This is a genomic window from Microcoleus sp. AR_TQ3_B6 (genome assembly GCF_036702785.1).
GTDB lineage: Bacteria > Cyanobacteriota > Cyanobacteriia > Cyanobacteriales > Microcoleaceae > Microcoleus.
Map to the genome: position 1 here is coordinate 35,780 of NZ_JAUBVJ010000010.1, position 26,316 is coordinate 62,095.

General features: G+C 45.6%; 19 protein-coding genes. 14 read left to right on the top strand and 5 right to left on the bottom strand.

Annotated features, from left to right (window positions below):
• Positions 1-5: 5 nt before the first annotated feature.
• The gene (locus QUB56_RS07530; RefSeq protein WP_332954462.1) at positions 6-1,334 is read left to right on the top strand and encodes a response regulator; all 1,329 of its coding nucleotides are present in this window, start codon (positions 6-8) and stop codon (positions 1,332-1,334) included.
• Positions 1,335-1,359: 25 nt separating this feature from the next.
• Complete coding sequence (locus QUB56_RS07535) at positions 1,360-1,491, top strand: hypothetical protein (RefSeq protein ID WP_332954463.1); 132 nt, start codon at positions 1,360-1,362, stop codon at positions 1,489-1,491.
• Between the two features lie 136 nt (positions 1,492-1,627).
• Here QUB56_RS07535 and hpsU read toward each other — a convergent pair whose 3' ends face one another.
• On the bottom strand, positions 1,628-2,305 hold the full coding sequence (gene hpsU / locus QUB56_RS07540; RefSeq protein ID WP_332954464.1) for a hormogonium polysaccharide biosynthesis acetyltransferase HpsU: 678 nt from the start codon (positions 2,303-2,305) through the stop codon (positions 1,628-1,630).
• 44 nt (positions 2,306-2,349) lie between these two features.
• Between hpsU and QUB56_RS07545 the strand changes: the two genes are divergently transcribed.
• The 3 genes from QUB56_RS07545 to QUB56_RS07555 all read left to right on the top strand — a co-directional run bounded on the left by QUB56_RS07545 (position 2,350) and on the right by QUB56_RS07555 (position 3,965).
• A complete protein-coding gene (locus tag QUB56_RS07545; RefSeq protein WP_332954465.1) occupies positions 2,350-3,147 on the top strand; it encodes a cation diffusion facilitator family transporter in 798 nt (265 codons plus the stop codon).
• Between the two features lie 150 nt (positions 3,148-3,297).
• On the top strand, positions 3,298-3,648 hold the full coding sequence (locus tag QUB56_RS07550) for a hypothetical protein (RefSeq protein ID WP_332954466.1): 351 nt from the start codon (positions 3,298-3,300) through the stop codon (positions 3,646-3,648).
• A gap of 116 nt (positions 3,649-3,764) precedes the next feature.
• Complete coding sequence (locus QUB56_RS07555) at positions 3,765-3,965, top strand: hypothetical protein (protein ID WP_332954467.1); 201 nt, start codon at positions 3,765-3,767, stop codon at positions 3,963-3,965.
• Between the two features lie 163 nt (positions 3,966-4,128).
• On the opposite strand, the gene QUB56_RS07560 is transcribed toward QUB56_RS07555, so the two are convergent.
• Positions 4,129-5,085: a glycosyltransferase family 2 protein gene (locus tag QUB56_RS07560; RefSeq protein ID WP_332954468.1), complete on the bottom strand. Its 957-nt coding sequence runs from the start codon at positions 5,083-5,085 to the stop codon at positions 4,129-4,131.
• Between the two features lie 101 nt (positions 5,086-5,186).
• Entirely contained in the window at positions 5,187-6,158 is a 972-nt protein-coding gene (locus tag QUB56_RS07565) for a glycosyltransferase (RefSeq protein WP_332954469.1), read from the bottom strand.
• A gap of 615 nt (positions 6,159-6,773) precedes the next feature.
• Between QUB56_RS07565 and cobU the strand changes: the two genes are divergently transcribed.
• The 3 genes from cobU to QUB56_RS07580 all read left to right on the top strand — a co-directional run bounded on the left by cobU (position 6,774) and on the right by QUB56_RS07580 (position 10,345).
• On the top strand, positions 6,774-7,349 hold the full coding sequence (cobU, locus tag QUB56_RS07570) for a bifunctional adenosylcobinamide kinase/adenosylcobinamide-phosphate guanylyltransferase (protein ID WP_332954470.1): 576 nt from the start codon (positions 6,774-6,776) through the stop codon (positions 7,347-7,349).
• Positions 7,350-7,623: 274 nt separating this feature from the next.
• Positions 7,624-8,046, top strand: a complete 423-nt coding sequence (locus QUB56_RS07575) for a hypothetical protein (RefSeq protein ID WP_332954471.1) — start codon at positions 7,624-7,626, stop codon at positions 8,044-8,046.
• 229 nt (positions 8,047-8,275) lie between these two features.
• Positions 8,276-10,345 carry an AarF/ABC1/UbiB kinase family protein gene (locus QUB56_RS07580; protein WP_332954542.1) on the top strand — a complete coding sequence of 690 codons (2,070 nt, stop codon included), beginning with the start codon at positions 8,276-8,278 and terminating at the stop codon, positions 10,343-10,345.
• Positions 10,346-10,698: 353 nt separating this feature from the next.
• Here the strand turns inward: QUB56_RS07580 and QUB56_RS07585 are convergent, their stop codons facing one another.
• Together QUB56_RS07585 and QUB56_RS07590 are read right to left on the bottom strand one after the other, a co-directional pair.
• Entirely contained in the window at positions 10,699-11,754 is a 1,056-nt protein-coding gene (locus QUB56_RS07585) for a peptidoglycan DD-metalloendopeptidase family protein (protein WP_332954472.1), read from the bottom strand.
• Positions 11,755-11,785: 31 nt separating this feature from the next.
• The gene (locus QUB56_RS07590) at positions 11,786-12,145 is read right to left on the bottom strand and encodes a hypothetical protein (protein WP_332954473.1); all 360 of its coding nucleotides are present in this window, start codon (positions 12,143-12,145) and stop codon (positions 11,786-11,788) included.
• 1,217 nt (positions 12,146-13,362) lie between these two features.
• Between QUB56_RS07590 and QUB56_RS07595 the strand changes: the two genes are divergently transcribed.
• From QUB56_RS07595 to QUB56_RS07620, 6 genes are all read left to right on the top strand, one after another.
• On the top strand, positions 13,363-13,629 hold the full coding sequence (locus tag QUB56_RS07595) for a hypothetical protein (RefSeq protein WP_332954474.1): 267 nt from the start codon (positions 13,363-13,365) through the stop codon (positions 13,627-13,629).
• 510 nt (positions 13,630-14,139) lie between these two features.
• Positions 14,140-14,883, top strand: coding sequence for a hypothetical protein (locus QUB56_RS07600; protein WP_332954475.1), 744 nt, complete (start codon positions 14,140-14,142; stop codon positions 14,881-14,883).
• 18 nt (positions 14,884-14,901) lie between these two features.
• On the top strand, positions 14,902-16,062 hold the full coding sequence (locus QUB56_RS07605; RefSeq protein ID WP_332954476.1) for a DUF1822 family protein: 1,161 nt from the start codon (positions 14,902-14,904) through the stop codon (positions 16,060-16,062).
• A 31-nt stretch (positions 16,063-16,093) separates the two neighbouring features.
• Positions 16,094-17,944 carry a CHAT domain-containing protein gene (locus QUB56_RS07610; protein ID WP_332954477.1) on the top strand — a complete coding sequence of 617 codons (1,851 nt, stop codon included), beginning with the start codon at positions 16,094-16,096 and terminating at the stop codon, positions 17,942-17,944.
• Positions 17,941-19,047 (top strand): hypothetical protein, encoded by a 1,107-nt coding sequence (locus tag QUB56_RS07615; protein ID WP_332954478.1) that lies wholly within the window; start codon positions 17,941-17,943, stop codon positions 19,045-19,047. The genes QUB56_RS07610 and QUB56_RS07615 overlap by 4 nt, the downstream gene beginning before the upstream one ends.
• Positions 19,048-19,457: 410 nt before the next feature.
• Positions 19,458-26,297 carry a CHAT domain-containing protein gene (locus QUB56_RS07620; protein WP_445243318.1) on the top strand — a complete coding sequence of 2,280 codons (6,840 nt, stop codon included), beginning with the start codon at positions 19,458-19,460 and terminating at the stop codon, positions 26,295-26,297.
• Positions 26,298-26,316 lie beyond the last annotated feature (19 nt).

The window sequence follows — 26,316 nt, forward strand, 5'->3', positions numbered from 1 at the left end:
GGTTTATGAAGTCGGAAATTCAACCTAATGGTACGATTCTGATAGTTGATGACAATTCAGCCAACTTGGGTGTCTTATCGGATGCCTTAAGTCAGGCAGGATTTGAAGTTCGGGTCGCAAAATCTGGAAAGACGGCACTAGAGCGAGTCAAATATGCTCTACCAGATCTAATCTTGCTAGACGTCATGATGCCAGAGATTGATGGATTTGAAACCTGTCGTCGGTTACAGGCTAATCCAGAAACTAGACAGATTCCCGTTATATTTATGACGGCTCTCTCGGATACTGCCAATAAAGTTGAGGGGTTTCAGCTTGGGGCTGTAGATTATATTACCAAACCCTTCCAACAGGAGGAAGTATTAGCTCGCGTCAAGCTGCATTTAAAGCTTCATGTTCTAGCGGAGAAATTAGAGGAAAAAAATATGTTATTGGAGCAAAAAGTTGTAGAAGTCAGCAAAGCCTATGAGGATTTGCAACAAATGCAAATTAAGTTAATCCAAAGCGAGAAAATGTCCGGATTAGGGCAACTGGCGGCTGGCATTGCTCATGAAATTAATAACCCTATAAATTTTATAGCGGGCAATCTGGGTTATGCCCAAGAGTACGCTCATAAATTACTAAAAATTATACACCTATATCAAGAAGATTATGTAAAGCCCACCCCTCGGATTCAAGCAGCAATAGATGAAATAGAACTGGATTTTCTGGAGGAAGATTTTATAAAAATTCTGAAGTCAATGAACTTAGGAACGCAGCGCATCCAAGAGATTGTCAAGTCTATGCGAGTTTTTTCTCGCGTGGATGAGGCAGAAGTGAAAACAGTAAATATCCATGAAGGAATTGATAGTACACTCACCCTCCTGCATCATCGTTTAAAAGCAAAACCAGACCATCCTGAAATAGAACTAATAAAAGAGTACGGTCAGATTCCACAAGTAGAATGCCATGCCGGACAACTAAATCAAGTGTTTATGAATATTCTTTCTAATGCCATTGATGCTTTGGATGAATCTAATCAGCAGCGTTCCTTTGTAGAAATCCAACAACACCCGAACCGCATTCAGATTTGTACAAAAGTAATTGACGATAATTGGGTTGCTATCCATATTAGTGACAACGGTCGGGGAGTTTGCGAAACCGTAGGCCCGAAGCTATTTGACCCCTTTTTTACCACCAAACCTATCGGTAAAGGAACTGGCTTGGGGTTATCTATCAGTTACCAAATTATCGTTGAAAAGCATGGGGGCAGGTTATACTGCCAGCCTGTATTAGGAAAGGGCATAGAATTCGTCATTGAAATTCCAATTCGGCAACAAGCTAGTCAAGCTGCTTAGTTTCGGGGTGCAATTCTGTTTGGCGATGATAGCTATCGTTATGAAGGCTGCGACTTTTTCGGCTGAAACAGAAGTTGATTATTTGGTGACTAATGCTGTCACCGATCAAGCAACTGCACAATGGATAGTAATATCATGTCCGCTCGATCGCCCATAATACATAGGGGCCCGTTTGTGAGATTGTCCGTTTTTGGCAAATATTATTGGCTCACGGGCCCCTACAGGAATCAGGGTAATCGACAGGATTTGATATCAGTCCTGACTGCAAACTTTTGATAGGATTGAATTCCTGACTACAAACTTTTGTTAATTTCTCGCCGATCGCGCGGACGACAGGGATTACCCGTACAAACAAAGCCGGCAGGCATATTTTTAAAGACGCTGCTGCGAGCTCCAATTAAAGCGTTGGCACCGATTTCGACACCAGGGCCAATGAAGCAGTCGGCGGCAATCCAAACGCCGTTATTAACGATCACAGAAGCTGTTATTAAGCCAAAGGCGGAGTCTTGGGGGTCGTGAGTACCGGTGCAGAGGTAGCTTTTTTGAGAAATGACGCAGTGTTTGCCGATCGCAATTCGATCGAGACTGTAGAATACAACATCATCTCCGATCCAACTGTAATCGCCGATTTCAATTTTCCAAGGATAGGTAAAACGAGCCGTAGGGCGGATAATCACACCGGGACCTATTTTCGCTCCAAATAACCGCAGCAACGCGCTTCTGATGCCATTAAAAGGGTGTGGAGTGAGGGGAAATGCGATCGCCTGCACCAACCACCACAGCAAAATTAGCCAACCAGGCTTTCCCCGATCGAAATTTGATTGGTTGTACAGCCGCAAATCAACCAAAGATTCCCCTGTCAAAGTATTTGACCCATTATCGCTAAATGGATGAGCATTTATTTCAGGATTTGGGGAATTTGCGATCGGCTTTTGCGGTTCCGGGTCGGGAGTTGGCGTATAATAAGTCATCTAATGTTTAATTGAAAATCGAGTTTAGCTTTAAGGACTGCTGCATGACATTTCCAGTTAGGGACAATTTTAACTCTGAAAACGCCAAGGATATCGCACATTGCGAGAATACAAATCCCAAAATTGCCAAAGTGCAGCTTTTACAAACAGCATTGGTACTGCTTAGCAGCTTTTTTATAGCAGAGTTAATCGCTGCAATGACTTCTCATAGTTTGTCCCTATTAGCAGATGCGGGTCACGTTTTTTCAGATGTAGCAGCTTTAGCAATAACTTTGACAGCCACTTGGTACTCCTCAGTCAAAAGTAAAAGCAAATCCGTAGATTGTACGATCGCACAATCGCCAACCCCAGAACGAGGAGAAATCATTGCTGCTTTAATTAATAGCATCAGTTTAGTAGCGATCGCCCTGTGGATAGCCGCCGAGTCGATCGCCCGCTTGCAGTCCCCAACCCCCGAAGTAGAAGGACTCCCCATGTTAATTACCGCCATAGTCGGTTTAAGCATCAACTCAATCAATGCTTGTTGCTTGCATTCCTGCTGTCACGGCGACTTAAACCTCAAAAGCGCCTTTGTGCACTCCATCGCCGACATATTTTCCTCAGTTGGAGTAATTCTAGCTGCGATCGCCGTAGCGTGGCTGCACTGGAATTGGGCCGACGGCTTAATTAGCTTGCTAGTATCAGCCTCAATAATATTATTAACCCTACCCCTGCTAATCGAAAGCATCCAAATGCTGCTAGGCAAAGTATCAGCAATAGCCGCAACTCAACAACCTTGCGATTGCCAAAAAATCAGCGCCGAAAAATTGCTTTTTCCATCCCTAGAACAACTCATCAAATAACAACTCTTCATCCGCGTTCATCCGCGTATATCCGCCACCATCTGCGGTTAAAATCAAAGTTTTGTAAAGTTAGGTAATATTTACAGTGACTTAGGATTGTGGGAACGGGTATTTGAGCCCTATCAGCAGTCTTTAGAAATTGCTAGGAATTTGAAAGATAGCCTACCAGAGGCGGCTGCTTTGGGGCGACTGGGGAATCTTTACCAACAATATCGTCAAGGCGATCGTGCGAGTAACTTGGAAGAGGCGATCGCATCTTACACTGCTGCATTATCCGTCTACACCCGCGAGGCTTTTCCAGAAAAAGGGGCTCTGACGCAAAATAATCTGGGAGTTGCCTACTCTAACAGAATTAGGGGAGAGAAAGCAGAAAATATCGAAATGGCGATCGCATCTTTCACTGCTGCATTAACCGTCTACACCCGCGAAGTCTTTCCCAAAAAAGGGGTTCAGACGCAAAATAATCTAGCCACAGCCTACTCTGACAGAATTAGGGGATAGAAAGCAGAGAATAAGGATTAAACGGCAGTTGTGATTTTATCATCAGTCAATCACCTGAACTTTTATTTGTTAGTGCGCCAGTTATTACCGTCGTCGAAGCTAAAAAAGAAAATATTTTGGCTGGCTTGGGACAATGCGTAGCGTTCATGTTGGCCGCGCCAATTTTTAATGAAAATGAAGGCAACGAAATTCCTGTGATTTACGGTACCGTTACCACTGCCACTAACTGGAAATTTATGAAATTAACAAAACAGACGATCGAAATTGATTTAGTCGAATATTTTATCAACGATGTAGGTAAAATTTTAGGGATCTGAGCTAGTGGCATTCACTTAAGTATTAATTAGCTCAAGCAACCCGGCGGTTGAAATCGCATCTTGTCAAACTTTCGTCCCTCTCGCTTGACACTAAGAGGGACTCGGCGGTTGAAACCTCGTCTTGTCAAACTTTCGCCCACTCCAAGCTGACTAACAGATATTCTCACGGCAATTTCACTTCAGTCTCCTGACTGATAACTACTGATGGCGACAAAGGCGGCTGAGGTTCTGCCACATTCAACTGACCGCCACAAGAACGCAACTCGTAAAGTTTTGCATTAATTTGATACTCGTACTGACTCAATAGCCTTGCATAAATATAGCCAGCTTTCCCATCCAAAAAGCCTAACTGAATGAAGTAAAATAAAATAAATCTGAGCATTGGTTTACAAGGCAGCCACACCCAAACTTTTTTGAGAAATCGTTTCCGCTGGACTGCATCTCCAAATAGGTTAGCGCCAATAGTGCCGCTGTCATCGCGACCCGTAAGAATGTTGTAATAAACGCGAGCGTCCCAATTAGAATAGCGGTTGTGCCGTTCTATCCAGTGAAATAAATCGCGGTAATCCTCGTGGATCATGTCATTTTTTAAGTAGCCGACTTGACCGGCTAAAATGACGTGTTCGTGAACTTCGTTGTCGCCAGTATTAGGGACGGATTCAGTGCCGAGATTTTCGTAACGGCCTTTTTGATGCTTGAACAAACGCAAATTCCAGTCGGGATATCGGCCGCCGTAACGCAGCCACTGACCTAAAAATAAGACTTTGCGGTTGAGGTAGTAGCCGTCAAAATTGGGGTCTTCGATCGCCCGCGCGATTTCGTCCCAAAGTTCCGGCGGAATGCGCTCGTCGCAATCGACAATTAATACCCATTCGTTGCGAAAGGGCAGATTGTCCAAAGACCAATTTTTCTTTTTCGGCCAGCGGTTGTCGAAGTAGAACTGCACTACTTTTGCGCCGGTGCTGATGGCAATTTCTACCGTGCGATCGCTGCTTTGGGAATCAACCATGAAAACTTCATCGGCCCTGGCAATGCTGGCCAGACACGCAGGTAGATTAAGTTCTTCGTCTTTTGCCGGAATGAGAACTGAAACCGGAATCTTGGATGAACTAGATGTCATAATCGAGTGCTTGAACCTGAATGCGGTCGAGTTTTTGTAGATGAAGTGCGATCTGCACAGCCGCGCCCACAACTTGAGCAGCGAGGGATATTGCCTATAGCCTAATACCTGCTGGTCGATTTCGGTGCAAAAATCAGCCCGCGGATTGCTGCACTCAAATAACCGATTTGGCCCCAGGCAAAAACGAAATTTTCAAAGCGCAGCCCCGGATCTCTAATATATTTTAAAGACTTCCACACACCTCTCAATATTCTTTCACCCCCTCGCCCAAGCTGAGCAATACCGGCTCGATCGGACAATTGTTCGCGATAACACTCGCTGATCCCTTGCCACCACCCGCGCTCTAGGAACCAAGCTTTGTTGAGCCTTTCTGTGGCGACATTGTGAAGCACCAGGGCCTCGGGTAGATAAACTACTTGCCAACCTAACTCTAAAGCTAATTCTGTCGCCCGCAACTCTTCATTTGACAACAATTTGGTGCCGACTCTACCGAGTTTGACATCGAAGCCGCCAATTTGTTCGAGAAAAGTGCGCCGGATTGAGTAGTTTACACCCCTGGGAGTCAAACCGGCAGCAGTGACGTAAACGCAACTTTCCCCCAAATCGTAAACTCCCAAGTTCTGGGCCAATCCCGGTGAGAGCCATGCGGGCGGGCTGACTCCAATCGGCCAGAGCAAATTGACTTTGCCACCAGCTACGGCGAGTTTTTGATTGCTTTGATAAGCGCTGTGCAGCACCGTGAGCCAATTCGGGTCAGCAACAGCGTCGTCGTCGAGATAAGCTAATATTTCGCTGCTAGCTTCCTTGGCGCCGGTGTTCCGGGCTACTGACAGACCGATTTCGGGTTCCCAGACGTACTTGAGGCGCCGATCGCCCAGTCTTGCCTCTACCACCTCGCGGGTGCGCGAAGTGGTACTTTCCGGGCTGGCATAATCGCTAGAAGCGTTATCCACTACTACTACTTCAAAGTTGTCGGGAAAATTCTGTATCAGCAAGCTGTCGATCGCAGCACCTAGATAGGCGTGACGATTGTGGGTGCAAATTATCGCTGATATCTGAGGATGTTGTGGCATAAATAACAGCTAGGCAAATGCTGGGAGCTCGATCGACTTACTCTGATATTGTGTCATCAATGCTATTATCGCTTAAAAAGCATTTGGTCGTTGGCAGTTTAAATCATAATTGGCAATTGGTAATTGGCAATTGCCAATTGCCAATTGTGTTTAATCCCTAGTATGTGACCCCGCCTAAAAACGGATACAAGCTTCTGACAGGATTCGCGATCGCCCAAATTTTTCTACCCAACTTCAAGCTCCCAGATCGATCTGTGGAGTAAATGTCAAATCTCAAATCGACTGACTGCTAACTGCTGACTAATGACTAAGTAATTGGGTAGAAATAAACATTACATGGAAGGGTGGGTTTTGTACTCATCAACTCTCTCTTAGTATAGATCCTAGGCTAAACGGATCCCTACTTGACCGAAAGCATCCAGGATACAAGCCCCCGGATTCATTCCGAAAGCAGACTCAGGACCGGTGAAATAAAAAACCTGTATCCGATGAAACTTGCCTAACGTATTTATCCGTGGGTCAATGCTTCAATTCTTTAATCTAAAATCTCAAATCTAAAATCGATTGACCCTACAAGATATTATGGTTTTTTTGCCCTTACCTACTTAATTACTAATGACTAACTCAGAACCAACTGCATCGAGACAATTAATCTTAGTAACTGGGCCGGCCCGATCGGGCAAAAGTGAATGGGCCGAAACTCTGGCTGCGGGTTCGGGAAAACAAGTAATCTATGTGGCTACCGGCCGGGTAGATGAAGCCGATTTCGAGTGGCTGCGTCGCCTCGAACAGCACCAAAAGCGCCGTCCAATCAACTGGACAACTCTAGAAGTGCCGATCGAATTATCGGCCGTTGTGCTCTCAGGCAAGCCGTCGGATTGCTTTTTGATTGATTCGCTGGGAACTTGGACGGCGAATCTTTTGGAACAAGAAGCGGCTGTTTGGGCTACGCAGCAGCAAGATTTGCTCGCTAGTTTGAAGTCGGCGGCGGCCGATGTAATTTTGGTAGGGGAAGAAACCGGATGGGGCGTTGTGCCTGCTTATCCGGCGGGGCGGCTGTTTCGCGATCGCCTCGGTACTCTCGTGCGCACGATCGGGGCGATCGCCGATACTGTTTATCTCGCTACCGGCGGTTACGCCTTGAATCTGAGCTCTCTGGGTACGCCGCTGCCGCCTGCTGGGAAAAATTAACAGCCGAAGTCGCACTTGAGAAAGAAGATAAAATCTCGGTTTCCTGATGGACAATTTTAACTGAAAATCAGGTATAATTTTAACTAAGATTGAAAACTCAAAACTTACATAAATTACTCAAAAAGCCTACTCCCTCGGACAACTAGCACAACAATTTGACACGAGGAATAGCCAAGTTTTGAAAAAATGTAAAATAGAAAATGTCTCTTGAGAAAGAGCGCACATTTCCAATAGAAAGTCTAAAATTACCAATTTGAAGGGTTGACTAGAAATTATGGCATCAGAGAGTGAAGTGAGAAAATACATTGCTTACTGGTTTCAGTTAGGCAAAAAAGTATTAATTCGCAATGGTTCCGAAGCGCTGCTGCCCAAATCGGTAATTGCGGGCGATCGCTACAGCAACGAATTTGAAGAATGCTGGCAAAAAATCCTCTCGCCCGACAGCGGAGACTGCTACCTGCAAGGCACAAACGAAACAATTGCCCAACTGCTGACACCAGCATGGGAAATCAGTGCCTGCGCGCGCTGCGCTATGCCCGTAGTATTCCGCGATTCCGGAATGCCCCCGGAGTGCTGTCCCTGTTACGATTTACCGAACTGGCCAGATACCGAAATGCCCCAACCTCGATCGCCCGTGTGCACCCAATCGCAATTGTCAGGCATTCGCGATCGACTCCTCAAAGCCGACGGCGAATAAAGATGGGGAGAGTGGGAGAGTGGGAGAGGGGGAGAGTGGGAGAGTGGGAGAGTGGGAGAGTGGGAGAGTGGGAGAGTGGGGAGATTAGGACTTCATCCTTTATCCTCCTAATTAATGACTAACTACTAACCACTAATAACTTCTGTCTTCGGTTTTATACCTCAAAGCAGTGGTGAGAAGGCAACAAATTGTTACAATGTCTTTACAATGCTTCACAGGTCTGAGTTTTATGGATGTCAAGACGGTATCGCCAGCCACCCCCCTAAGTTACTCAAATTCAGGGACTCACCCTGCACTCGGCAATCTCCAAGAGGTAAAAACAGTTCCCCTGCAAGCAGTACAAGTAGAACTAGAGAGTGCGACAGCAACTCCCGAACCGCTCAAATCAGCCAGAGACATAGCTTACGAGTTAGCAGGAGATGCTGTGCGCTACGATCCTGTGGCGATCGCCGCCCTGTACCGAAAGCGCCCCCTGCAAGTGTGGGGACGGCTGTCGAGCGTTGTTTGGACATTTTTTAGCTTTGCCTTCAGTGTGTGGTTGGACGGCAAAACAGGCAAAACGGCCACCAACCAAAAGCGTCGCGCCGTCAGACTGCGAGAAATTCTCAGCCAACTCGGCCCGGCTTTCATCAAAATAGGACAAGCACTCTCAACACGGCCCGACTTAGTACCGCCGGCATATTTAGAAGAACTAACAACGCTGCAAGACCAATTGCCAGCGTTTCCTAACTCCGTAGCATATCAATTCATCCAAGAAGAATTGGGCGCCCACCCGAAGGAAATTTACGCCGAAATCACACCAGATCCGATCGCGGCAGCTTCCCTCGGACAAGTCTACAAAGGCAAACTCAAAACCGGGGAAACAGTCGCCATCAAAGTGCAGCGACCGGGTTTAGCCGAGAACATCGGTTTAGATATCTACATCCTGCGGCGGCTTGCAGTTTGGGCACAAAAAAACTTCAAAATAATTCGCAGCGACCTCGCAGGCATTATGGACGAGTTGGGCGAGCGAATTTACGAAGAAATGGACTACACCCACGAAGGTCAAAATGCCGAACGGTTTGCCCAACTATACGGTCACATCAAAGACATTTACGTTCCCAGCATCTACTGGGAATATACCGGCCGCCGCGTCTTAACAATGGAGTGGATCACCGGGGTCAAACTCACTAATTTAGAAGCAGTCAAGGCTCAAGGAATTGACGCTCCTTACTTAATTGAAGTGGGGGTGCAGTGTTCTCTCAGACAACTTCTAGAACACGGTTTCTTTCACGCAGACCCGCATCCAGGCAATCTTTTGGCAACTCCTGACGGTCAGTTGGCTTATCTCGATTTCGGGATGATGAGCGAAGTGAAACCTTATCAGCGGTACGGCCTGTTAGAAGCTGTGGTGCATTTGGTGAACCGCGACTTTGAAGGGTTGGCAAAAGATTACGTTAAGTTGGAGTTTTTAACGCCAGACACGGATTTGACGCCCATTATTCCAGCTTTGGCCGGCGTGTTTAACAATGCTTTGGGTGCTAGCGTTGCCGAACTAAATTTCAAAAGCATTACTGACGAGCTTTCGGCGGTGATGTACGAATATCCTTTCCGGGTTCCAGCTTACTATGCTTTGATTATTCGATCGCTCGTTACGTTAGAAGGGATTGCTATTAATGTCGATCCAGAATTCAAAGTGCTGAGCAAAGCTTATCCTTACGTCGCAAAACGGCTGTTGAGCGACCCCGCACCGGAATTGAGAGCATCCCTGCAAGACTTGCTGTTCAAACAAGGCGAATTCCGCTGGAACCGCTTAGAAAATTTGCTCAACAATGCCCGCGAGAGCGAGGATTACGATATCAGCCAAATCTTGAACCAAGCTTTAGAATATTTATTCTCCGAAAGAGGAGATTTTATTCGCGATCGTATTGTCCTGGAATTAGTCAAAAGTCTCGACACACTTTCGAGCAATGCTTTTGCTAATGCCAAAGCAGTCGTGGGCGAATGGTTTGGAGTCAAGGCAAATCAACCTGTGGTTTCACAAACGGAAAAAAACAATCTAGAACACATTAAACGGATTTGGGATATTTTGCAATCAACTCGGGGTTTTGACGGGACGAAGGTATTGCAGCTACTTCCGCAGTTGTTGGTGAAACCAGAAGTGCAGAATATGGGGCAGAAAGTAGTCGGCGGTTTAGCTCAAAGAGCAGTTGCTAGGCTAATTCGCGAGTTTTTGGTGTCGCAGGAACCGGCTGTGATTTCTGAGAATGGAAGCTATCCTAAAACTTCGCCTCAGTTGTCTTTACCTGCGGCTAAGTAGTTGGATTGGGCGTTTTTTTGACCGCAGATATTAGCAGATAAACACAGATGAACGCAGATGGAATTCCGTCTGCGTTCATCTGTTTACGTAGGGTGCGTCCGCTAGGATTATTTTCGATTTAAACTAACAATCTGATCGCTGAGGCACCGAACCCAACCTTATCTTTTTCGTTGCAGATACTAAGGGGCATGATTAGGATATTCGGGAATATTCCAAGCATTACCATATTTTTCGAGCGTCAGAGTTGTTTGGACTGTCTTACCGTAGCCACCATTCTCTTCATAGGCGACCTTTACAACCCTGACACGATGTAGAGAGGATCACCCTCGGTTAGATAGGCTTACTGGATAATCCTATTTGTTATAGTCATAGGGAGGATTCCAAACGTAGGGAACAGTTTGACGATTTCTTAGGATATCTGAACCAGTTGGATAGTTAACCTCAACGTGTAGGTGTGGCGCACTACTAGCACCATTGTGTCCTGTGGCAGCGATCAGTTGTCCAGCTTGTACTCGCTGGCCGACTATAACTCGAGCCGAATTATGCTGGATGTGCATATAGAGGGAGCGATAGTACTTACCAGAGTTATGGCGTACATCTTGATCGTGTTCAATCACAATGTAGTTAACAATAAATGGGGTGGAAGTGTACTGATTATTCTGCTGTGGCAGTAGGTCTTGTACATCCTGCTTGATTGCAATTACTTTCCCACTCCGCATAGCGTAGATAGATGTACCAATTCCTGCACCTATGTCATCTGCAAATGCCTGAATAGGACTATCACCAGGCCGTCTAAAGTGACTAGAGTAAGCCTCTTTTCTACCTGCCCCATTTAATGGATTCTGGAAACCACGTAAGGGGTTAGTAGATATAGGATTAGCAAACAAGGCTGGTTGGTTGTTGGTAGGAGTGCCAGTGCTTTTCCAACGCTGGTTCGCATTATTAGCATCGCAGGTAATTAGATGAATCCTGCCAGTATTAGTACGAGTTGGAGAGTCAACACAGAAATTAGTTCCATTGCGGCGGATTAAAAACTCTCCACTAGGAAGATTCACTAAATTCCAGTTTTGATCGGGGTCGGAAGCGTTGCAATTCCACACATTCATTTCCGCATTATTGGAAAGATAATGAGCATTTAAGCACTTGCCTGTTGAACCGTGACGCAACAGTATACTATTCCTACTGCTACCAGACAAACGGTCAAATTGCTGGTCAGGGTCGTTGATGTTATGTTGATAAAGAGACATCCGAGGAGTCCCGTCAATCAACCGAAAAGAGTTGTTTGTATTCAGTGCATATCCGCCATTTACCTGAAAAGTTTCCGCTGCTCGAGCTGCTTGTGCCGTAAAAGCTATAGAAACACTAGCAATGGCGCTCGCAGTAATTTTTTGAATTTTCTGGAAATTCACGATCCGACTCCTTTAATGATGAGTGATTTAATCAATTGCGGGCTGGAATATTCCAGCCCATTTTTCTTGCAGTATCAGAGCTAAAACAGGCAAAATCGCCACTTTTTTCCCGACAAACTTGGGTGTTCAACCAATAAGGCTGACTCCATTTATCCCATTTAATGTTGGCAGTAGCATTGATGGTTTTTGGTCTAGTCTCTGAGTCTAAATTAACTGGATCTCCACCTCCAGCTTGTGCTTTTTCACCTAAAAACAAAAGAGCTAATTGCAGAGTAATTAGAAGTGTCAATCGCCACCAAATATTTTTTGCTGGTGTTGACATTTTGTGGGAGCGATTGACTTTTTGATTTACGAGGAACACAGCATCTAATTCAACGTCAGGAATAGCCATGATTGTTGTCCTCTAATAGTAGAGACAAAGTGTACTGAAAATTGACTACAAAACTCCGCCGACACGCCGCATATACGTGTCGCAATTAGTGAGTTTGTTCAAGTGAAAATTAGGCGCGATCGCACTTCTATTCAGCCAAAACTCATTCAAAATCCATGCGACTCGTCACCACAGCTAAAGCGCGATCCTCTTCGAGGGCTTCGCTAACGCACTTCACCCGCGTTGTCGCTGCCAACTACTTATCAGCCGGAACTCGCTAGATTTATGCAAAACATCCCGACTGTTTTTGCAAAAATTTGTAAAAAATCCAGATTAACCAGAATCATAGTAGATGAACTCCCCAGCAATTAATTAATGCAACCGTGGAAATAGACTAAACCAACATCGGAATAAGGCTTTTCCAATATCCGTTGGGATGTTGGTTCGGATTTCGATCGAGAAGTTACGGGCGATCGCACTTTTGAATCACTCTCAACAAGTTCGATCGAACTTCGCAATTTCCCTTCTGTTTATCTATCAGGGTGAACTCAGTGGTTTTATGCAAAACTCTAGGAATTTTTTGGTAAGGTTTTGTAAAGACTGGTGAAAGTACGAAGGGGTGTTTTGGGGATTTAAGGGCGATCGGCCTTACGCGGGGGCCAGAAACCGGGTTTTTTACGAAAATTCTTCGCTATTACCAGAAGATTAGGCCAAAAACCCGGTTTCTTGAGCTTGGTGCGTAAGTCCTCATTTACTTATCAGCCTTAACTCAGTGGTTTTTTGGTAAAGCTTTCTAAAGACTGCATGAAAGCACTGGAAAAACCTGGTTTCGGGATTTGAAGCGCGATCGAATTACCAGTTAAAAATCCGGCAGGGAATTAATCATAGCTGTATCTGGCAACAGATCGATCCGTGCGATCGACTATCCAATCTCAAATCCAAAATCCAAAATCTAAAATCTAAAATAGGTTGACGGCGGGTACCTTATGCGGCTACGCTGTGAATTGAGAGGTTGCTTTGCTTGCATAGAAGGCAACCCGCGTCACCCAAAAATTTAGTTGCACTGCCCAAAGCTGCTGGTAACAGCAATGGACAGCATAACCGCCAAACTGAAGCAACCAGTCTGGAGGCTAACGGAGTATTGTAACATTCTCTGTCGCCGCCCTGCTGTGTGTTGAAATGCGGGGCGGCTGGATTTTTGGGTTTCCTTAGAAAACCAAAAGTCAGGAGAACATAATATGTCACAGAAATTCGTGCCCGACGAAAACGAATCCGATTGTCAAAATTCCGACTCAGCAGCCATATCGGAACAGGATGTGCTGCTGGTAACGGTTGTGGGTTCGCCCCAGGGTGTCCGGGAAACCATTCTTACTTTGTACCGATTGGGATTTGCACAAGTTGGTGATTGGAGTCCCCTACAGCGCGCGGCAACTGCTGGGCGCGTGATGAGTGTGCTGATTCGCCGTAAAGTGCGATCGGGCCGCACTACGCCGCCGGGAAAATAAGTTAAGCCACCGCCAAAGGACACAACAATGTTGTGTCCCTAGGAATGATATCTTCACTGGTTCCCAGGCTCAGGCTTGGGAACCGATATCACTCTTGACCGAAAGCATCCAGGATACAAGCCCCCGGATTCATTCCGAAAGCAGACTCAGGACCGGGGAAATAAAAAACCTGTATCCGATGAAACTTGCCTAACGTATTTATCCGTGGGGTCAATGTTTCAATTCTTTAATCTAAAATCTAAAATCTAAAATCGATTGACCTGGTTTGGGAAGATGGAGGCACAGCCTCCGGATCTGCGTTACCAGGCTGGAGCCTGGTAACGAGTAAAACCGGGTTTATGCAGGTTTTGATGGGTCTTAACAAAAATTCACATCTAATTGAACGGCCCAATCCACCGCACAGCAAGATTTTCAACCATCCGCTGAAAAAAACTTTCAGAATTTCGCATAAATTCCCCCAACTCAGGCTGATAAGTAAATGTAGGAACAAAGTTGCGGCCGCACTGAACTATGAATGATGAGTACATCCCCTCTGAGGGGGAAGACCACCCATCCGAGAACGAAACCGATGCTGTTGAGGGTGAGGGAGAATCGAATTTATCCTGCAGAAAACTTCTATATCAAGAACTCGATCGCCTTGTTAGCGAAATTTGCCAGCATCCTCCCGGTTTGAAGCGCAGCCGTTTGTTGAACCAGCTTCTGACTAAGATGAAAAACTCCGGCCTGATCTGGAAGGAAAATCTACCTTACTATGAAGATGCTTTGCAAGAACAGTGGGAGTTTTTCTCTAGCAATTTGTGCGAATCCTGCACTGGAACTCAGTACGATCGCACTCGCGGCAATGTCCTGACTTGGTTCAAGTATTATTTCAAGCGACGGCTGCAAAATTGGGCTTCGAGGGTAGATAGAGAAAATAACAGGAGATGCGATCGAGAACAAATTTTAGAAGACGGAACGCCGATCGATCGAATCGAAAATTTGCCTGATCGCGATCGAACTCACCTTCTCGAAACAGCTCAGCTTTTTACAGAACTTCAAGCCTGGATTGAAACCGATCCCGATCGGGTGTTGAGCAAACACGTTAGAGGGCGACCCGATATAACTTGTCAAGTTATATTAAAAGGCTTATCATCGGGCAAAAGTTTCACCGTATTAGCAGCAGAACTTTCCAGCTCGTATTCTACCCTGTATGCCTTTCACAAAGTTCAATGTCGCCCTCACTTGCAAACATTTCGCAACAATTACGAATCTTAATCATTAAAGGAGTTAACAATGGCACAAAGTAACAGTATCGGAAACGAATCCTTGCCAATGCCTATTACCCAAAAGGCAATTCATTCAGCACGGCAATTTGCTTCCGAACAGCGCCACCCCCACAAAAAAGAACAAGTTTATTTTAACACTTTGGCTGTGTTGGCGGTCCGCGATTACTTGACGCTTTTAGATATTGAAACTGATTTAACTAACTGCGATAGCTGGAATCCTGTTGTTCGCTTGTTGGAAAATGTGGCCGATCTATATATCAAAAATTTAGGAAAAATTGAATGCCGTCCGTTGATAAATTTGCCGATAAACGCAGAAACTAATCGCATCAATTCGCCGCAAAACCTCTCGCATACTTGTCACGTTCCCCCGGAAGCAAGGGAGGAACGCATCGGTTATCTGGTAGTAGATATTGATGAAGATGAAAAGGAAGCAAGATTGCTGGGATTTTCCCCAACTGCGGGGACGGGCGAATTAGTATTGAGCGAGTTGCATTCCTTGGATGACTTCTTGCTTCACCTGGAACATATATCTGAATCTCAAGTCAATCTGCGTCTGTGGTTAAAGAATGTATTTACATCAAATTGGGAGTCGGTTGAATCAATCTTCAATCCGCAGCCTTCGACTTCCCCTGTTGAAATTGAAAACCCGGTTAAATCTAATTTAGGCAATTGGTTGAAAAATGTTGCAGAAACAGGTTGGCAGAAAATTGAGCAAGGTAAAGAAAATTTAGAAAACCTGATTTTTCCTGAAGAAACCCCCAATTTTGCATTGCGAGGAGGTGCAAATTTGAGAACAGAATCTGCCTCGCCGGGCCGTCAAAGCAGCATCAACAGGTTTCCCGAAGCTGATGTGACGCGGGCTAAGTTGATTGACTTGGGTATGCGTTTGGGAAGGACGAGTGTTGCTTTGTTGGTTGCTATTGCCGAAGAGGACGATCGCACTCTCAGAGTTCACGTCCAACTGCATCCGGCGATCGGAGAACTTTACCTGCCACTCAATATTAAACTGTCCTTAATATCCGACACCGGAGACAATCTACACGAGGTAGAAGCAACAGTTCAGAACTTGTGCATTTTGCTGAACGATTTTCACGTAGAACCAGACGAGAGCTTTAGTATTCGAGTAAGTTTAGATGATTTAAGCATAACAGAAACTTTTGTGGTATGATACTTTGATTAACTGCAATCGCCTACAATTTATGAGCTGGACTGTCATCTTGGCTTTGGGGTATGGGGATTTAAAAAATGGTTTTTCTCATGTGACTGCAGAGTTAAAAAAACAAGGAGAAACTGTCGCTCAACGTTTCGCCAGCTTGCCACCAGCACCTATAGTTCAGGAGTTGCATAAAAGGTGGAACGCTAGTTGTGTCGCATCCCAATATAACAGAAGCGGTTCTCGGATAAAAATCAACTCTGCAGGCATAACAAATATTTCTGAAGACAAGCCTTATGCTATCTATCAAGCTTTGAAGCAAGAGATGAACAAGTGGCTGAGTGCTGACGAGTTTTACAGAAAAATAGAGGTAGAACTCAGAACGGAAATCAGCAATCGAGCCGAGTGCGTTGAAATATTTCTAGAGTGCAATAACTCTCTGATTTGGCAGTTGCCTTGGGATGCGTGGCAATTTCGCACAGACTACCGCAACTCGGAAATCATCGGCAGTTCCCCAGAATATGGAAAAGTTCTTCAACAGGCAACTGTAGGGGGAATGCCTCTACCTTCGCGAGGCAGAATTTTAGGTGTTGTCGGCAACAGCAAGGGAATTGATGTTGGAAAAGATACAAAAGAGCTTAAAAAATATTTGGGCGATCGCTGCGAATTAAAGTTTCTTAAAGAACCGACACCTCAACAGTTCTGCGAGCAGTTGTTTGATGAAAAAGGCTGGCAAGTTTTATTTTATGCCGGACACAGCGAAAGCGATACTAATGCTGCTAACGGACTACTATATATTAATCAAGAAGTTCAAAATAATACTGTTAGTTTAGAGGATTTCAAAGACGGTCTGAAGAAAGCTATTTTTAAAGGGTTGCAGTTACTAATTTTCAATTCCTGTTCGAGCCTGGGAATAGCAGCCGATTTGGTTAGTGAGGGCATTTCTTTACCGTCAGTAATTGTGATGCGGGCGCCAATCCCGGATTTCATTGCTCAGGAATTTGTGAAGTCTTTGTTTAGATATTTGGCTCTCAAAGAACCTCTGTTTTTGGCGGTGCGAAAAGCTAAGGATGATTTGCTGCGCTGGGAACCTCAATTTCCGGGCGCGAGCGGAATACCGGTGCTGTGTCAGCATCCCACATTTGAGGGATTAAAATTTCTAGAGTTGGGAAGCAGTCGCTCTGTTCCCGCAGGTGATGTGGCGGGCGACCGCCCAAATAACCAATGGTTAATTCTTCCAATTGATTGGATGCAGCGGGCGGCAAAAAGTTTAGGTATTACGGCTATCAGTTATGTGTTGATGGGCCCGATACTTAGCAGCGTTGTGAATGAAATAGGAAAGACCAGCCACCGTCAGGGTCAACTATTAATCGCTGAAAGATGCTACCAATTAGCAACTTTACTAAATTTAAATTATGCGACGCCTCATTATAACTTAGCTGTGTTGTATGAGGATTTGAATGAAAAAGAGTACGCGCAAAAATTAATGAAGGATGCAGCGCGGCGGGGTTCTGCTGAGGCGAATTCTCAAGTATCTCGATCGCTGATTCTCAACAATCAACCTCAAGAAGCTTTAAAATTTATCGCTCGCTGTTTAGAGCACACTGAATACGACGGAGTAAAAGCCGCTTGTTTTAAAAATCGCGGCTGGGCGCGGTTTAAACAAAAGCAATATGACGCTGCTGAAGCAGATTTAAGAATAGCAATAGGATTCAGAGAGGATAGCCCTGAGGCTCAATGCCTTTTAGCACAGGTTCTGGAAATTAAAGGTAAGCCGCAAGCAGCCTTGGAAGCCTGGAATCAGGCGGTTAAATATTCTGATTACCGCGTACCAGAACAAGATCGATGTATCCAAAATGCCCAGCAACGTTTACAAGCAAAAGGAAATATCAAGTGAAAATCAGGATTGCAGTTTTTATAGCTTTAAGCTCGATCGCAACTAGCGCACTAGCAGCCAGTAACAGAATATCGAACGGACTGATTATCCACAGTAGCGGGGAAGTTGCGATCGAGCGCCAAAACGGCCGAATTGTTCGCCCTACCGGGGGTACACCGATTTATCCGGGAGACACACTGCGAACAGCACAAAACGCACAACTGACGATCCAATGTGCAGATTTGGGAATTAAGTCGATCGCATCGGGTGAAAATCAATTGAATAGCTGTTTGTTAGCCAAAGAAGAGTCTAAATCTGATTGTAGCGCCGACTTGGTTAAATGTCCCGATCGCGGCGATGAGAAAATTACTTGGAATAGCGCGCCAATTCCTTATATTATCAGTCCGCGGCGCACGAAATTGCTCGACAGCAAGCCTATTTTGCGGTGGAATCCGGTTGCTGGTGCGACTAGCTATAAGTTGAGCCTCCGCGAAAATGGAGCGAAATTAAACTGGGAAATGACTGTTAGCGGTACTGAGGCTGTGTATCCGGGGGAACCACCGCTGAAACCGGGTGTTAGGTACCGATTGATTGTTGAGGCGAATACGGGTGCTTCTTCTGAAACTCCGGTGGTGGAAGGAGATACAGCGTTTAGGTTGCTGGATGAGGGGGAGGTGGAAAGGGTGAAAAGTGAGGTTGGGGCGATCGGCAAACAAGTACCTAACGAAAACGCCCAAAAATTAGCAATAGCCAACCTTTATCTTAACACAAACTTGATTGCAGAAGCAATAGAAATTTTAGAAAATCTACAAAAAGCCGGAGTGGAAACACCGCCAATTAATCGAGCCTTGGGCGATATGTATCTGGAAAAGCTACAACTGGTTCCGCAGGCTGAAGTCTACTATTCCAAGGCGATTAATACGGCGAACCCTGACGATATTGAGGAGTTGACAGCGGCTCGATACGGATTGGGACAAGTTCATTCAGCGATGAGAAATAATCTGGAAGCTATGAAATATTTGCGAATGGCAAAAGATGGATATACAACTTTGGGAGATTTGCCAATGGTGGAGAAAGTTGAGAAGCAATTGCGAGATTTGCAAAGGAGGGAAGAGAGGAAATAGTAACGGGTGGTGACGTTAATTCTGGCAGGATTTGTAACGTTAATTCCGGCAGGGAATGAATTCCCTGCCTCAAAGCAAAAGTCCACTGAAGTGGACTGATCTCATAGTCCTGGACACACTGCAGCGTAATTCTGTCATTCTGAGTGAAACGAAGAATCTCAGGCCTTTGCCACACCATTACCATGCGTCCAAGACTGTATCAAACTTTTTTTTCTACAGTCCTCTTCAGAGGACTTTCGCTATCAGCCAGGGAATGAATTCCCTGGCGGGCTTTGGGACTGTCAGAGGGCGCTGGTGGGCTTTCGCAATTATCAGAGTGAACTAGATATCATCTACTAAGAAAAACCATGAAATCAACACACAAAAAAACCCGCTTTTTCCTAACCTTGCTCTCATTTACCGCCTTAGCAATGTGGGAAATAGGACTTTTCCCCCCATCTCAAACAGCCACAGCCCAAATTACCCCCGCAACCGACGGCACGAATACTCAAATTACTCCCAGCGGCAACCAATTCAACATCCAAGGCGGACAACAATCTGGCGACGGTGCGAATCTCTTTCACAGTTTCCAACAATTCGGTTTAACTCAAGGGCAAACTGCCAATTTTATATCAAATCCCAATATCCGCAATATTTTAGGGCGAGTTGTCGGCGGCGATGCTTCGCTGATTAACGGATTAATTCAAATAACGGGCGGCAATTCCAATTTATTTTTAATGAATCCGGCGGGGATTGTTTTCGGAACAAATGCCAGTTTGAACGTCCCTGCTGCTTTCACCTCGACTACTGCGACGGGCATCGGTTTTGGCAATAACTGGTTTAGTGCGGCTGGTACTAATAATTATGCTCAATTAGTCGGAAATCCTAATACTTTTGCTTTCACCAATCTACAGCCGGGAGGAATTGTCAATTTCGGCAATTTGGCAGTGGGACAAGGGCAAAATTTAACTTTATTGGGCGGCACGGTTTTGAGTACGGGACAACTTTCTGCAGCGGGAGGTAATATTACTGTTGCGGCTGTACCGGGCGAGAGTTTACTCAGAATTAGCCAAGCGGGAAATTTATTAAATTTAGAGATTCAGCCGATTACTGATGCTTCGTTACCAATTGCAAATTATCAATTATCAGTCTTATCGCTTCCTCAATTGCTGACAGGAAAAGCAGAGAGTCATGCAACGGGAGTGACAGTCAATAATGATGGAACTGTACAGTTGAATGGTACGGAAGCAATAGTGCCAACTCAGCCAGGAACTGCAATTGTTGCTGGTAATCTTAATGTCTCTGGGGATAAGGGAGGTAGTGTAAATGTGTTGGGTTCGCGCGTCGGTTTGATGAATGCGAATATCAACGCTTCGGGGATTAATGGCGGTGGGAATGTGCGCGTTGGCGGTGATTACAAGGGTCAAGGTACTGTGCCAAATGCGCTGCGGACATTTGTGAGTAATGATTCCACAATTAATGCTGATGCTATTATAAACGGTGATGGTGGCCGCGTCATCGTTTGGGCGGATGAAGTGACAGGTTTTTTGGGTAATATTAGTGCTCGCGGCGGCAGTAATTCTGCCAACGGTGGCTTTGTAGAAGTCTCTGGCAAGGAAAATTTAATCTTTCGAGGAGATGTCAACGTTAGTGCAAATAACGGAATAAATGGCACGATTCTGATAGATCCAAGAGATATTATTATTCAGGTAGGAGGCACAGGAGCAAATGATACTGAACTCGACCCAAATGTTCCTTCAAGTGATGTCGCAGGCACGATTTTATCATCACATGGTGGTATCGCAACTGATTTCACGATTAGCGATACAAAGCTAACTTCTTTAACTGGCAATATTATCATTCAAGCAAACCGAGATATTGTTGCTCAGACAGGGACAAATTTGAAATTTGTCAATCAAACATCTGGCGAAAATATTACTTTCCAAGCTAATAGAGATATTCAGCTAAATACCAATATTGAAACAGCAGGTGGGTCTGTCAATTTTTCTGCGGGTCAAAACCTGACAGCACAAAATGTTAAGACAAATGCTGGTAACTTGAATTTTTCTGCTGGTAATCAGTTGACAGTTGGTGCAATTAATTCAGGTAGCGGTAATATCACTCTAACAGGCAACGAAATTGACTTGACAGGAGGTTTTTTTTCTGTGCGAGGGACTGGCAATTTAGTCATCCAGCCTGCAACGCCCAGCCAAGATATTATTATTGCTGGCAGCGATAACAGCACAGCAGCCTTAGATTTTACAATAAATGAGTTAGGTAGCCTCTATTTGGGGTCTGGGTTTGCCTCCCTGACAATTGGGCGTCCTGATGGGAGTGGCACTATTACAATTAACGAAATAAATGACAATTGGAGACCATTCAGGGAGCCAGTAACGATTCAAGCACCGATAGGTAATGGACGAATAATTGCAACTGGGGACATTAGACTAAGGAGCGGATCGCAAGCTCCATCTATTACCTTAATAGCAAATCAGGATATTTCTATTAAAAGCATCTATCCAGATTCTGATAGTCCAGGCTCAAACATTACCATCCAGGCTGGGGGTAACATTACTGCAAGTAGTCTCGGTATCGGCTCATCTTATAAAAGTGGAGGTAATATTAGCCTGACTAGCAATAACGGCGGAATTACTGTGTATTCTCTAAGTTCGCAAGCTGGAATGATTTACCATATTGGAGATGCTAACGCTGGCAACATTACTTTGAAAGCTGCTAACAATATCGCTATCAGTTCAGGTATTAGCTCGTTTTCTGGTCACCCTAATACTACTCTTGGTTTAACTGGTATGTGTGTAGCATCTGTTGGTCAAACCTGCACACCTTCTCCTGGGCCTACTGCTGTTAACGGCAACTCTAACGGTGGCAATGTTAGCATCACTAGCGCTAATGGAAGTATTTTGATTGGTGAACAGGGCATCCGCACCTACTCTTATCCTCTAAGTGAATCAGGTACTACCGCCCTTAATGCTAACAGCGGTTCAGTTAAGCTTGAAGCTTCTGGTGATATTACAGTTGGTTTTATAGCCGCATTTGCAGGTCAAGGTACTGATACTGCTGTTAAGTTTGGCTCTGGCGCTCCTCCTATTTCTGTAACTGGTACATCCAATGCAGGAAACCTCAGTGTCACTACTAAAAATGGTTCAATTACTGTTAATTCAGCTATTGATCTGTCATCTGACAAAGCCACTGGTGGTTCAATTAATTTCCAGGCTGGAGGTAATATCACCACTGGTGAAATCCGAACGCACGGTCAGCAACAGGGTGGAAGCATAAATCTGAATAGTGGTGGTTTTATAGATACAAAAGCTGGGAGCTTATCTGCGTTTTCTGATAAAGGCAATGGCGGTAAAATTAGCTTGGAAGGTTCTGGCAACATTACTACCAGCAACATTAGCTCAACTGGCTTCCAAAACGGCGGTTCCATCACCTTTAAAAGTGGTGGCAGTATCGATACAACCGCCGGAATTATCAACGCAATGGGCGGCAACAACGGTGGTAATATTTCCCTCGAAGCCACAAAGAATATCACTACAGCCGGAATTGGGAACTCGGCTGTATTGTTAAGCGGGTTCAATGCCAATAGTGGCAATCTTCGCATTCAAAGCGGCGGTAACATTAACACAACTGCCGGCCCAATTATTACCGCTGCGGCGAATGGTAAGGGCGGAGATATTACCATAAACGCTCAAGGAAATGCTTCGACATCGGATATTAATTCCCGCACTTTCGCTCCCAGTACCACTGTGACTGGTGGCAATATTGATGTGAAGGCAAATGACTCTATTACTGCCAGTGGCGAGATCGCAACTAACCGCAACAACATTACTTTTAACGCTCCAGTAACATTAGGTAACGACCTCTCGGTCAAAATTTTAGAGACTGGCGATATTACTTTTAAGTCTACTGTTGATGGGCCTTACACTCTTACTGTGAAGCCAGAGGCGGGAATTGTGCAGTTTGGCGATGCTGTTGGCAGCCTCAATCCCCTCAACAGCATCAATATTCAAGACGATCTCCCCAAAAATCCCGTCGCAATTAACATTATTACTACGAATAACATTACCGCCCAAAATATTACCTCAACCGCCGGAATTTCTTTGGATAGCGACAAAGGAGAAATCACCACAGGTAATCTCGATACGACTTCCCCTAATAATGGCGGTAATATTGCTTTGAGCGCTGGAACTAATATTTTGGCGGACGATATCAATACCTCGTCTGGTGGTAATGGGGGCAGTATCTTGCTCGACGCTACCGGAAGTATTACTGTTGGTAAAATTGACTCTTCGGCGCAGGGGAATGCAGGGAATGTCACGGCTTATAACCGCAGCACTTCTGGCAATATTACTGTGAATCAAATTAATGCTCAAAGTCGCAGCGGTATTGGCGGAAATGTGGAGATTCTGATGGGAGGGTTTTTTCGATCGCTAACTTCGTTCACAGACGGAAACTGCATCAATGCTAGCATTTGTACCGCGGGAAATCCTGGAGATAGCAACGGCGGTACTATAATTATCCGCCACGGAGGCGCAGGATTAACGCCGTTTATTGTTGGTGATCCTGCCACAAATGGAACTGCGGGTGCAATTACTAGGGGAAATTCTAATCCTAATCAAACAATTTTGCGGGATAATTCCTATCTTTATACTTACAGACAGGATGCCGATCGCATTCAAATTATTTCCGTACCGTCGCCAACGCCTGCACCCACACCCACAGTTACTCCAACGCCTACACCCACACCCCCAGATCCTCCAACGCCTACACCCACACCCACAGTTACTCCAACGCCTACACCCACACCCGCAGATACTCCAACGCCTGCACCCACACCCGCAGATACTCCAGAGCCCGCACCCACGCCCTCACCGCTATTCCCACCGCGTTTACGCGTCGCACCATCACCAACACCCGAAAGCTCGATCGCACCCTCCCCAACACCCGAAACTTCGATCGCACCATCCCCAAATCCCCAAATATTTATCCCACCTGCCCCAACACCCGAAACTTCGATCGCACCATCCCCAACACCCGATCCGACTGGTTTTGACTTCAAACTACCTGAATTGCCCGGTTTATCATCCATACTGCCACCCCGCGCGCGCCCCACCACCCAGCCCTCAACACCCACAACGCCAAACGCTGCTGCCCGCATAGCTTCGACACCTACCCTTCCCTCTGTTTCCCAAATCACCTCCTCCTTCGCCACTCAACCTGCGATCGCCCCCCAACCTTCAAACGCGCCAAATCCGGCGCCCACAGCCCCTCTTACCTCTGTAACCCAGCCTGTAGATCAAATTCAGCCAGCGCCTGCAAGTGCGATCGTCCCCGCGCCTGCAAGTGCGATCGCCCCCGCCCCTGCAAGTGCGATCGCCCCCGCCCCTGCTGTCAGCCAAAGCCAAGATCCCCCACAAGAGTTAGCTTATTTAATTGGCGATTTATTGGGAGCTAAAACCTCTATTAGCCAAAACGCTGCAACGGGAAATACCCAATTTAATTGGGAGCGCAACAACGAAACAATTATCTCCATAGAACTTCCTTACACCCCATCAGTTAACACCATAGCCGGAGCCGAAGCAGATAACCTGACTTCTCCACAGCCAGCCGCTGACAATTTAACTGTTTCAGTCGCAGAAACTCCGCCGGAAATAATCGATGAAACTCCTAGTTTACCGATTGCTACTTCTGAACCATTTGACATCAACCTTTCTAACTTGTGGGAGACAATTGCTGCAATAAATACAGCGCCAGTTCAAGAATCACCGACTGTTGCTCCAGCACCCTCACCAGTTCCCGCCCCCTCACCAGTTCCCGCACCCGCACCAGTTCCCTCCCCCGCACCAATTCCGACTCCTGCACCAACTCCCGCAGCAGAAACGCCAAATATCCCCAATATCCCCAATCAAAATTCCTCTCAAATAACTCGATCGCTCGTAGAACAAACTCTCGACCAAAACAATGCTAACGATGCTGTTTCCCTAATAGACCAACTGTTTGAACAAGATTACGAAAATTATTATGGGGAAAATTTCACGGATAAAAAAATAAACGTTCAATATTTGAGAGAAACTCTGAAAAAGATTAAGGAAGAAACCGGAAAACAAGCAGTCATTGTTTACGCGATCGTCCGGCTCAACGAATTATCCCTAGTTTTAGTAGTCCCCGACGGCCCTCCGATTCTCAGAAACATCTCTGTCGAGAGCAAAGATTTGCTAGCAACAGTGGCAGAGTTTCATCATTCCTTGGGTCAAATAAATGATTATGAAAATGAAGAATTTTTGCCAATAGCTCAGCTACTTTACCAGTGGTTAATTGCGCCGATTAGTTCAGATTTAGAAGGATTAAATATCGATACGTTAGTGTTTTCCTTCGATGCCGGTTTGCGCCAATTACCGCTAGCAGCTTTGCACGACGGCAAGCAATTTCTAGTAGAAAAGTACAGCCTCGGCTCAATTCCCAGTGTCAGCTTGACTAACACCAATTATCAAAGTTTGCAAAACGCCCAAGTATTAGCAATGGGTGCTTCAAAGTTTTCCCACACCGATAAAAACCCTTTGCCAGCGGTGCCGATCGAACTATCTGCGATCGCCGGTACCAGAAACGACAGGAAAAAGCAAGCTGCATTCAGCAGAAATGAAAGTTTTGTCAATCCTGCTGCCGAATTTCCGTTGTGGCCAGGCCGCTTTTTTCTCAATCAAGACTTTACCCTGGAAAATCTCAGCAGACAGCGACAGCAACAGGCTTTTGACATAGTTCACTTAGCTACTCACGCCAGCTTTCCCCTAGGTCCAAACGGACGCAAGGAAGCTGAGATCGATCTGTGGAACCGTTCTTTAGCCCTGGATGAATTTAGGCTGGCGAAGTGGTACGATCGCCGACAAGTAGAGTTATTAGTGCTGAGTGCTTGCTCCACGGCGATCGGCGATAACACAGCAGAAATGGGATTTGCGGGACTGGCCGTCCGCAGCGGTGTAAAATCAGCCCTAGCGAGTTTGTGGAAAGTTAATGATATCGGCACTTTGGGACTGATGACCGAATTTTACCGCCATTTGCGATCGCAGCCAATTAAAGCTGAAGCCCTCCGAAAAGCTCAACTGGCAATGATCCACAAACAAATTGTAGTAAAAGACGGTCAATTGCGGGGAACTGAAAGCGCGATCGACCTTACTCAATCGGCACAAGTAGCAAATTCAGATTTATCTCACCCGAAGTTTTGGGCCGGATTTACAATAATTGGCAGTCCTTGGTAATAGGCGATATCTGTAGGAA

What these genes read in the sequence shown, in the direction of transcription:
- QUB56_RS07530 (WP_332954462.1), top strand. Translation starts at nt 6, where the DNA reads ATGAAGTCGGAAATTCAACCTAATGGTACGATTCTGATAGTTGATGAC.
- QUB56_RS07535 (WP_332954463.1), top strand. Translation starts at nt 1,360, where the DNA reads ATGATAGCTATCGTTATGAAGGCTGCGACTTTTTCGGCTGAAACAGAA.
- hpsU (WP_332954464.1), bottom strand. Translation starts at nt 2,305, where the DNA reads ATGACTTATTATACGCCAACTCCCGACCCGGAACCGCAAAAGCCGATC.
- QUB56_RS07545 (WP_332954465.1), top strand. Translation starts at nt 2,350, where the DNA reads ATGACATTTCCAGTTAGGGACAATTTTAACTCTGAAAACGCCAAGGAT.
- QUB56_RS07560 (WP_332954468.1), bottom strand. Translation starts at nt 5,085, where the DNA reads ATGACATCTAGTTCATCCAAGATTCCGGTTTCAGTTCTCATTCCGGCA.
- QUB56_RS07565 (WP_332954469.1), bottom strand. Translation starts at nt 6,158, where the DNA reads ATGCCACAACATCCTCAGATATCAGCGATAATTTGCACCCACAATCGT.
- cobU (WP_332954470.1), top strand. Translation starts at nt 6,774, where the DNA reads ATGACTAACTCAGAACCAACTGCATCGAGACAATTAATCTTAGTAACT.
- QUB56_RS07575 (WP_332954471.1), top strand. Translation starts at nt 7,624, where the DNA reads ATGGCATCAGAGAGTGAAGTGAGAAAATACATTGCTTACTGGTTTCAG.
- QUB56_RS07580 (WP_332954542.1), top strand. Translation starts at nt 8,276, where the DNA reads ATGGATGTCAAGACGGTATCGCCAGCCACCCCCCTAAGTTACTCAAAT.
- QUB56_RS07590 (WP_332954473.1), bottom strand. Translation starts at nt 12,145, where the DNA reads ATGGCTATTCCTGACGTTGAATTAGATGCTGTGTTCCTCGTAAATCAA.
- QUB56_RS07595 (WP_332954474.1), top strand. Translation starts at nt 13,363, where the DNA reads ATGTCACAGAAATTCGTGCCCGACGAAAACGAATCCGATTGTCAAAAT.
- QUB56_RS07600 (WP_332954475.1), top strand. Translation starts at nt 14,140, where the DNA reads ATGAATGATGAGTACATCCCCTCTGAGGGGGAAGACCACCCATCCGAG.
- QUB56_RS07605 (WP_332954476.1), top strand. Translation starts at nt 14,902, where the DNA reads ATGGCACAAAGTAACAGTATCGGAAACGAATCCTTGCCAATGCCTATT.
- QUB56_RS07610 (WP_332954477.1), top strand. Translation starts at nt 16,094, where the DNA reads ATGAGCTGGACTGTCATCTTGGCTTTGGGGTATGGGGATTTAAAAAAT.
- QUB56_RS07620 (WP_445243318.1), top strand. Translation starts at nt 19,458, where the DNA reads ATGTGGGAAATAGGACTTTTCCCCCCATCTCAAACAGCCACAGCCCAA.